General features: G+C 37.3%; 10 protein-coding genes. 4 read left to right on the plus strand and 6 right to left on the minus strand.

Translation table 11 applies throughout. From position 1 onward, the window contains the following. The 3 genes from alr to ACIQ6T_RS10975 all read left to right on the plus strand — a co-directional run. On the plus strand, window positions 1–1,315 hold a 1,315-nt coding region (gene alr / locus ACIQ6T_RS10965; protein ID WP_395786329.1), incomplete at its 5' end, for an alanine racemase. Between the two features lie 342 nt (window positions 1,316–1,657). After that, a complete protein-coding gene (locus ACIQ6T_RS10970; RefSeq protein WP_395786331.1) occupies window positions 1,658–2,017 on the plus strand; it encodes a metalloregulator ArsR/SmtB family transcription factor in 360 nt (119 codons plus the stop codon). Window positions 2,018–2,038: 21 nt separating this feature from the next. Continuing rightward, window positions 2,039–2,374, plus strand: a complete 336-nt coding sequence (locus tag ACIQ6T_RS10975; RefSeq protein WP_395786333.1) for a hypothetical protein — start codon at window positions 2,039–2,041, stop codon at window positions 2,372–2,374. Window positions 2,375–2,444: 70 nt separating this feature from the next. Here ACIQ6T_RS10975 and fumC read toward each other — a convergent pair whose 3' ends face one another. After that, complete coding sequence (gene fumC / locus ACIQ6T_RS10980; protein ID WP_395786335.1) at window positions 2,445–3,848, minus strand: class II fumarate hydratase; 1,404 nt, start codon at window positions 3,846–3,848, stop codon at window positions 2,445–2,447. Between the two features lie 86 nt (window positions 3,849–3,934). Between fumC and ACIQ6T_RS10985 the strand changes: the two genes are divergently transcribed. Continuing rightward, a complete protein-coding gene (locus ACIQ6T_RS10985; protein ID WP_395786337.1) occupies window positions 3,935–4,285 on the plus strand; it encodes a Spx/MgsR family RNA polymerase-binding regulatory protein in 351 nt (116 codons plus the stop codon). Here ACIQ6T_RS10985 and ACIQ6T_RS10990 read toward each other — a convergent pair whose 3' ends face one another. The 5 genes from ACIQ6T_RS10990 to ACIQ6T_RS11010 form a co-directional block, all read right to left on the minus strand. Beyond that, window positions 4,286–5,602, minus strand: a complete 1,317-nt coding sequence (locus ACIQ6T_RS10990) for an ABC transporter permease (protein WP_395786339.1) — start codon at window positions 5,600–5,602, stop codon at window positions 4,286–4,288. A gap of 1 nt (window position 5,603) precedes the next feature. Then, window positions 5,604–6,491 (minus strand): ABC transporter ATP-binding protein, encoded by an 888-nt coding sequence (locus ACIQ6T_RS10995; protein WP_395786341.1) that lies wholly within the window; start codon window positions 6,489–6,491, stop codon window positions 5,604–5,606. Window positions 6,492–6,588: 97 nt separating this feature from the next. Continuing rightward, window positions 6,589–6,969, minus strand: a complete 381-nt coding sequence (locus tag ACIQ6T_RS11000) for a hypothetical protein (RefSeq protein ID WP_395786343.1) — start codon at window positions 6,967–6,969, stop codon at window positions 6,589–6,591. Between the two features lie 104 nt (window positions 6,970–7,073). Beyond that, window positions 7,074–7,607: a TrmH family RNA methyltransferase gene (locus ACIQ6T_RS11005; RefSeq protein WP_395786345.1), complete on the minus strand. Its 534-nt coding sequence runs from the start codon at window positions 7,605–7,607 to the stop codon at window positions 7,074–7,076. Window positions 7,608–7,613: 6 nt separating this feature from the next. Beyond that, a partial coding sequence (locus tag ACIQ6T_RS11010) for an acyl-ACP desaturase (RefSeq protein ID WP_395786347.1) occupies window positions 7,614–8,222 on the minus strand: 609 nt, incomplete at its 5' end.

The raw sequence follows: 8,222 nt of genomic DNA on the forward strand, positions 1-8,222 counted from the left end.
CCAGTTACTAAAACAACAAAAAATTAAAAAAGTATATGGCATAGGAACTCAAATCGAGCGAAATAAACAATATTTCAATGATATAAATACCTATTCAACAGCGGAGTCATTGGTAGAATCAGGAGATCTAACAAACCTACAAGATTCAATAATACTATTGAAAGGAGCACGAAAATTTGCCTTTGAAAAAATAGTAAATGCTTTAGAGACGAAAACACATTGTACTCAACTCGAAATTAATCTAGAAACATTACACCATAACTTAAATTACTATCGAAATCTAGTAGGAAAAGAGACTAAAATAATGGGCATGGTAAAAGCACAAGCCTATGGAGCTGGTGCCGTAGAAATAGCCAAAATACTACAATCGCAAGGAATTGAATACCTAACAGTAGCGTATACAGATGAAGGTATACAATTAAGAAACAATGGAATTTATACACCCATTATGGTGATGAATCCCCAAGTGGAAGAATTCGATAAAATGGCTTCATATGCGTTAGAACCTGAGATATATAATTTCAGCTTATTAAAAGCGATAGACGAATACAGTAACAATCATAACAAAAATATCAAAATCCATCTAAAATTAGATACGGGGATGAAGCGTTTAGGGTTTGAAATGAATGAAATTGACAAGCTAAACGATGAATTAAATCAAATGCCCCAACTATGGGTTGTGAGTATTTTAAGCCATTTAGCAGCCTCAGAAAACCCAAAGCATAAAGAATTTACTTTGCACCAAATTAAACAATTTGAAAATGCCTCTCAGGCAATAAGTGATCGCTTAGGCTACAAACCATTATGGCATATAGCTAATTCAGCTGCCATACAAAATTACCCAGAATCAAGGTTCGATATGGTGAGATTGGGCATCAGTATGTATGGAATTTCTGGTAATTCGGTCGAAAAAAAATCACTAGAAAACGTATTAACACTAAAAACCTATGTTTCACAGGTAAAAAATGTAGCAAAAGGCGAAACAGTAGGCTACGGTCGGATAGGACAATTTCAAGAAGATGGCAAGATTGCTACCCTCGCAATTGGTTATGCAGATGGCTATAATCGATCACTTGGTTCAGGAGCAGGACTATTTGAAATAAGGGGTCAATTATGCCCAACAGTAGGAAGTATTTGCATGGACATGTGCATGGTAGATGTTAGCCATTTACCAAAAATAAATGAGGGAGACGAGGCAATCGTGTTTGGCGGAAAAATACAAATAGGAACCTTAGCAAAAGCGGCTCAAACAATTCCTTATGAAATGATGACTGGGATATCTTCTAGAGTAAAACGCATTTACATTCGAGACTAAAACATACAAATCTTACACGAAATTACAGACTGCATGAAAAAATTCTTGCGGTCTTTTTTTTGCTTAAATATTCGAAGACAACAAATCAACTGAATGAATAACTAGTAAGTCAATTGACAGCTGACCACATTTAACTAGTTGAAAGTAACATTATCATTAATTAGCTAAAAAGCTAATATATTATAGCTAGCCAGACAATTGATTAGCCATTAAACTAATTATATATTAGCCGTTATGCTAATTAAAATCGGGTGTATTTAAATACCATTCAAAAATGTTGAATAGGCTTGATTTTGATTTATAATTTGAAAATATTAAATTAGCTAAGTAAGTAATAATAATATGACTATCGAAGCGATAAGCAAAGCTATTGGGGATGAATCCCGACGTAGAATCATTGAGATGCTCAAAGATGGCGAGATGCCTGCAAGTAGTATTTTTGATCAATTCGACTATGCTGCGCCGACAATTTCGCGTCATCTATCCGTGTTAAAAGAAGCAGGAATTGTTAACACGCGAAGAAATGGAGTGTTTATTTATTATACACTAAACGCGGATGTACTAGGGCAGTTGGCCAACTGGCTCAGTCCCCTACTCCCACCAACAATTCAAACTCCCAAAGTAGCACCTAAAGAACGGGCAATACGAGTACCTAAATTAAAAGTAGAAAATCCATTTGATAAATTTCAAAGCGAATTTTAAAATAAGAATAATACCATTTTTATGAAACGATTTGTTATCATTATTCGAGGCCCTGTTGAGGGAATTTCAGGAGAAAATAGCTTGGCATCTTCCGAAGAATTAGAACAAATTCGTTCATGGCTAAAGTCGGTGAAAAAAAAATATCAAGACATGTTATATCAGAAATTTTCGGGTCAAAGTCTATATCTTTCAGCCAGTGGAAAAATAGAACAAAAGATAGTTCAGCTTATTGATGGAGGAGAGATCTCCCAAGTCATTACCTTAATTATGTCTTCCTGGGAAGAGGCTACTACTGTAGCAGAAAGTTTTCCGTTCCCAAATACCTATTATTCAGTAGAATTGCGCGAAATGGCATAAAAATGCCTCATACGAATCATATGAGGAATTTTTATGCTAAAGCCGCGAGAATCGCGTATTTTTTATCTACTTATACATTGATGTCGCCTACCATATTCTCAGGACGCACCCAAGCATCAAATTCTTCAGCAGTAACATAACCGAGGGCTATTGCTGTTTCTTTCAATGTAGAGCCGTTTTTATGTGCAGTCTGAGCAATTTCAGCCGCTTTATAATAGCCTATTTTGGTGTTTAAAGCGGTAACCAACATCAATGAGTTGTTTACGTGCTTTGCAATATTAGCATGCAAGGGTTCGATACCAACAGCACATTTATCATTAAATGCCTTGCAAACATCGCCAATGAGACGAGCCGAATGTAAGAAATTGTATATCATCAGAGGCTTAAACACATTTAGCTCAAAATGGCCAGATGCACCACCAATATTAATGGCAACATCATTTCCTAATACTTGCGCTGCCACCATAGTCATTGCCTCACATTGTGTTGGGTTTACTTTACCCGGCATAATAGATGAACCCGGCTCATTATCCGGAATATAAATCTCTCCTATTCCCGAACGAGGCCCCGAAGACAACATGCGAACATCATTTCCAATCTTCATTAAGCTAACTGCAACCGTTTTTAAAGCTCCATGTGCCTCTACAATTGCATCATGTGCTGCCAAGGCCTCAAACTTGTTTTCAGCAGTTCTAAAAGGCAATCCTGTTAATGCAGCAATATGCTTCGCCACATTTTCCGAATAGCCTTTGGGTGTATTGATTCCTGTGCCAACTGCTGTTCCTCCAAGGGCTAGTTCGGCCAAATGATCTAAGCAGTTATTAATTGCCTTCAAACCATGGTTCAACTGAGACACATAACCGGAAAACTCTTGTCCCAATGTCAAAGGCGTTGCATCCATGAAATGGGTACGGCCAATTTTAACCACATCTTTAAATGACTTTGCCTTCGCATCTAAAGTGTCCCTTAATGTCGTAATACCTGGAATGGTCACCTCCATCAAAGCCTGATATGCCGCAATGTGCATGGCCGTTGGAAACGTATCATTCGATGATTGAGACTTGTTTACATCATCATTCGGATGTACAAACTTCTGATCATCCATTAAGTTCCCACCTTGAATCACATGTGCACGGTAAGCAATCACTTCATTACAATTCATATTTGATTGCGTACCTGAACCCGTCTGCCAAACAACTAATGGAAATTGATCCGCCCACTGCCCAGCCAAAATTTCATCACAAACTTGTGAAATGAGACTTTTTTTTGCCTCATCTAAAATACCTGCCTCAAAATTCGTAATCGCAGCAGCCTTTTTCAGATAAGCGAATGCTCTTATAATCTCCTTAGGCATCTTATTGATATCTTGGGCAATCGGAAAGTTCTCAATGGAACGTTGCGTCTGCGCACCCCAATACACATGAGCAGGCACATTTACTTTACCCAAGGTATCTTTTTCAATTCTATATTCCATAATGGCTATTTGTGTTATTTTTGTAAGCAATTCACAAAAATACCACCAAAACCAACATGGTGAACTAGATTTTAAATAAAAAAATTATGATTACGATATACGGAATACCAGCCTGCAATACGATGAAAAAAGCATTCGATTTTCTAGCGAAAAAAGATATCCAATACACATTTCATAATTATAAAAAAGAAGGTATTTCGGCTGTCACACTTCAAAATTTTATTGACAAATTAGGCATCGAAAAAGTTCTCAATAAACAAGGAAGCACCTACCGCCAACTGAGCGATCAAGAAAAAGATACCATATCAGAAAAATCCGCAGCATTTTCATTCTTATTGGTTAAAAATTCTGCCATCAAACGCCCCATCATAACAGATGGAAATAGAATCATTGCAGGATTTAATCCAGAAGATTTAGACAAGTGGCTAAATGACTAATTAACCCTTATAAAAAAGCCATTTTGACAATTCTTTCCACGTAGCTTTTTTTCCGTACATTAAAATTCCTACCCGATATATTCGGGCTGAAATCCAACTACAAACAAAAAATCCGATAAGTAAAAAGACCATCGAGGCGACTAATTCCCAAATAGGTACCCCATATGGCAATCGAACCATCATATTAATCGGGGAGGTAAATGGAATCATAGATGACCAAAATGCAATCGTACTATCAGGATCCTGCATAGTATACTGTGCAAGCAAGAAAGAAAAAATGATCGGAATCATCACAATAAATGTGAATTGCTGCGCCTCAGTAGCGCTCTCAACAGCCGAACCAATAGCCGCAAATAAAGAACTATACAACAAATATCCCACGAAAAAATAAAACAAAAAAGCAAACATCACTAACGGAATATTCGTACTCTCCAATACTTTCGTTACTTCTCCCATAGGCGAATCTTGCATGGCTTTTGCCATATCTGCATTCGCTTTAATTTGTGCATCTTGACTAAGGCCAACCATAGAAGATGCCTTCGACGCATATACTTTACTGGTTACTTGAGTCAGCCCAATCGTCAAAACAATCCATAACAAAAACTGCGTCAAACCAACTAATCCTACACCTATAATCTTACCTAACATCAATTGATACGGCTTTACAGATGAAATAATAACCTCGATGATTCGACTACTTTTCTCCTCAATAACCCCATTCATAACCTGAGACCCATACAAAAGGAGTGTTACATACAGAATTAATCCCATCACACCAGCCAATATCATGGCTCCGGCTGAACTTGAATTTGTTTCATCCCCAGAATCAGAAATCGTAATTGTATCACTTTCAATATCAACCTGCGTATCTTCGTACACCTTTTCAGAGATACCCGCTTGATACATCAACTCCTGTCTAACCTTATTTTGAATTAATCGTTCAACCGATTCTTTTAAAGAAAGTCCGATATTCTTTGATGAATAAATATGTACCCCTTTGGGGTTTGACAAAACATTGGCTGGAATACTCACAAACGCGTCATATCCATCCTTGGAAAACTCCTTCTTGAATTGCATTTCCGACTTGGAAATAAAGGTGAAAATTAATTCCTTGTCTTGTAAATCAGCAGGTTTCCACAAGTGACTCAAATCCAATATGGCCACTTTTTTCTGTTCCTTATCTTTCATCGCCAGCCAAATCGGAATCGCATAAATAGCGGTTAAAAGCACAGGTGCCAATAAGGAAGAAATCCAAAATGATTTCTTTAAAACACGCGTTATATACTCACGCTGAATAACTAGTAATATCTTATTCATATTAATTTGTCTCGCTTACAACTTGTATAAATATTTCATTGAAGGATGGAATCAACTCCTTAAATTCCAATAAACGAACTTGCTGAATTAATAATGCAATCGCCTCATTCGTACCAATCCCCTCCGATAAACGTAAAACCGCATGGGTAGGTTGTTGGCTTATTACCTCAATACCCGGAATATGCGTTAAAATACCCTCAAATCGAATCATAAATTGATTCTTTTTAAACCTCGCCTGAACTTCTGTTTTATTACCAGATAAGACCACACGTGCATGATTAATCAAGGCAATCTCATCGCACAACTCCTCCACGGATTCCATACGGTGCGTCGAAAACAAAATAGTTGTTCCACGCTCTTTAATAGCCAAAATTTCATCTTTCAACATATTGGCATTAATGGGGTCAAAACCTGAAAATGGCTCGTCCAAGATAAGCAACTTAGGTTCATGAACCACCGTAGCAATAAATTGCGTTTTTTGTTGCATTCCCTTGGACAAATCATCTACGGGCTTATTCCACCAATCTTTTATATCCAATCGAATGAACCAATCTTTTAATTTAGCTAAGGCCTCATCCTTACGCATACCTTTTAATTGCGCCAAATACAACAATTGCTCTCCCACCTTCATCTTTTTATACAAGCCTCGCTCCTCAGGTAAATAGCCTATTTGATCCGCATGCTCCAAACGCAAACGTTCTCCATCAAAATAAATCTCTCCAGCATCCGGACCCGTAATTTGTGTAATAATTCGAATCAAAGATGTTTTTCCTGCTCCATTGGGGCCCAACAAGCCAAAAATGCATCCCTTGGGGATTTCAAGGCTAATATTTTGCAAAGCTACATGCTCGGCATAACGCTTCTCTAAATTCCGAATTGATAGTAACATAATTGCTAAAATAAATTAATGTTCGAATGTAAAAAAAAAGCGTTCACCCCCAAATCAAAATGGGATGAACGCCTAAAATAACGGATAAGATTTTAATCTACTTTTTGATAACCTTGGTAGCAGGTTTCGCTACAGGTTTGGCAGGAGACTTAGAAACTACTTTTGGAGCAACTGCAACTGTTTCTTTGCGCATTAATTGAGAAACTTGCTTTAACTCAGCTGCCTTTTTTGCTAATTTTTTCTTTTTTTTGGCTTCTTTATCAGCTAATTTTTGCTTTATTTTAGCTGCCTTAGCCTTAGCCCTAGCTGCCTCTTTATCTTGCTCAGCAATCAATTTAGCATATTTCTTGGCGATTTCACCTACGGACTTTTCGACAGCTTCTAATACCTTTTTCGCGTTTTTCTCTGTTAATCCAGTAAGCTTTGGCAAAATGAGATTACTCAACTGGCCACTTAATACTTTTTTGTTACCGTCCATTATGTTTAAATTAAATTTTCAATAAATCTAGGTAAAGAAATGAGAAGTAAAAACTTATACGTGTTAAGTTTTTAAAGTATTTAAAAAATTTAATATTGGAATAACTAAAGAACTGTCTTTGAGATAAAATCCCAAGCTACAATTCCCATCGTAACCGAAACATTTAAGGAATGCTTTGTGCCAAATTGGGGGATTTCTAAAGAACCAGATGCCCCTTCAATCCAAATATCATTTACCCCAAAAACCTCATTTCCAAATATAAATGCATATTTCTTGCCAACTAATGGCACAAAATTATTCAGTGAAATCGATTGAGACACTTGCTCTATACAAAAAACCTCATAGCCACTTGTAACTAAATGTTTGAGGCATAACTCAGGCGTTTCAAAATAACTCCAATCTACAGATTCATCAGCTCCCAATGCTGTCTTAGAAATCTCACGATGCGGCGGCTTTGCAGTAATTCCACATAAATAGACATGCGCACATCGAAATGAATCAGCCGTACGAAAAGCCGATCCAATATTATTCATACTGCGTATGTCGTCTAATACAAATACAAAAGGAAACTTGTCTACCTGTTTATAGGAAGGAAGATCGAGCCGATTTAGCTCATCCATTGACAATTTTTGAGGCATAAAGAATTAAACAATCCAACTAAACGGGTAGGCTAACTCAGGCACCTTAACACGCTCAGCCAAACGCTCTAAGCGTGCTGGTAAACTAATTACATAATCCCGTGCCTTTTCTGCTTGATCATTCAACCCTCGAATCCCCTCTAATTCCCAATCTTGAATCAAACCACGCATAATCGTGGTATAATCCATTGTAGTATAAACACCAATGCGCTGAGCAGCATCTGAAAAATGATCAAACAATGAACTCTTTGCCCCATTCATCTCACGTAAGAAATGAGCAGGCATGACTATTTTCTTTTTCATCATATCGGCAAATGCCAACATCATTTCTGAGGGATCTAATTTGAAAATTTCAGACACAAATGCCTTATATGCCTTTGCATGACGCAATTCGTCAGCTGCAATTTGTGCACACATACGGGACAAATTCGAATTTCCATGCTGCTTTGCTAAAGAAGCCGTTCTCCGATGTGAAATATTCGTCGCCCATTCCTGAAACGATGTATAAACAAAATTCCGATAGGGATCAGCAGAAGTTCCAATATCAAAACCATCTGCAATTAAATGCTGAGTAGAAATTGCTACAGCCCGCATGTCAACCTTACCGGACAAGTA

Origin of the sequence: Aquirufa sp., assembly GCF_044377215.1 — a bacterium.
GTDB lineage: Bacteria > Bacteroidota > Bacteroidia > Cytophagales > Spirosomataceae > Aquirufa.

Coding starts and splice junctions, on each gene's coding strand:
- ACIQ6T_RS10985 (WP_395786337.1), top strand. CDS start 3,935: ATGATTACGATATACGGAATACCAGCCTGCAATACGATGAAAAAAGCA.
- ACIQ6T_RS10970 (WP_395786331.1), top strand. CDS start 1,658: ATGACTATCGAAGCGATAAGCAAAGCTATTGGGGATGAATCCCGACGT.
- ACIQ6T_RS10995 (WP_395786341.1), bottom strand. CDS start 6,491: ATGTTACTATCAATTCGGAATTTAGAGAAGCGTTATGCCGAGCATGTA.
- fumC (WP_395786335.1), bottom strand. CDS start 3,848: ATGGAATATAGAATTGAAAAAGATACCTTGGGTAAAGTAAATGTGCCT.
- ACIQ6T_RS10975 (WP_395786333.1), top strand. CDS start 2,039: ATGAAACGATTTGTTATCATTATTCGAGGCCCTGTTGAGGGAATTTCA.
- ACIQ6T_RS11000 (WP_395786343.1), bottom strand. CDS start 6,969: ATGGACGGTAACAAAAAAGTATTAAGTGGCCAGTTGAGTAATCTCATT.
- ACIQ6T_RS10990 (WP_395786339.1), bottom strand. CDS start 5,602: ATGAATAAGATATTACTAGTTATTCAGCGTGAGTATATAACGCGTGTT.
- ACIQ6T_RS11005 (WP_395786345.1), bottom strand. CDS start 7,607: ATGCCTCAAAAATTGTCAATGGATGAGCTAAATCGGCTCGATCTTCCT.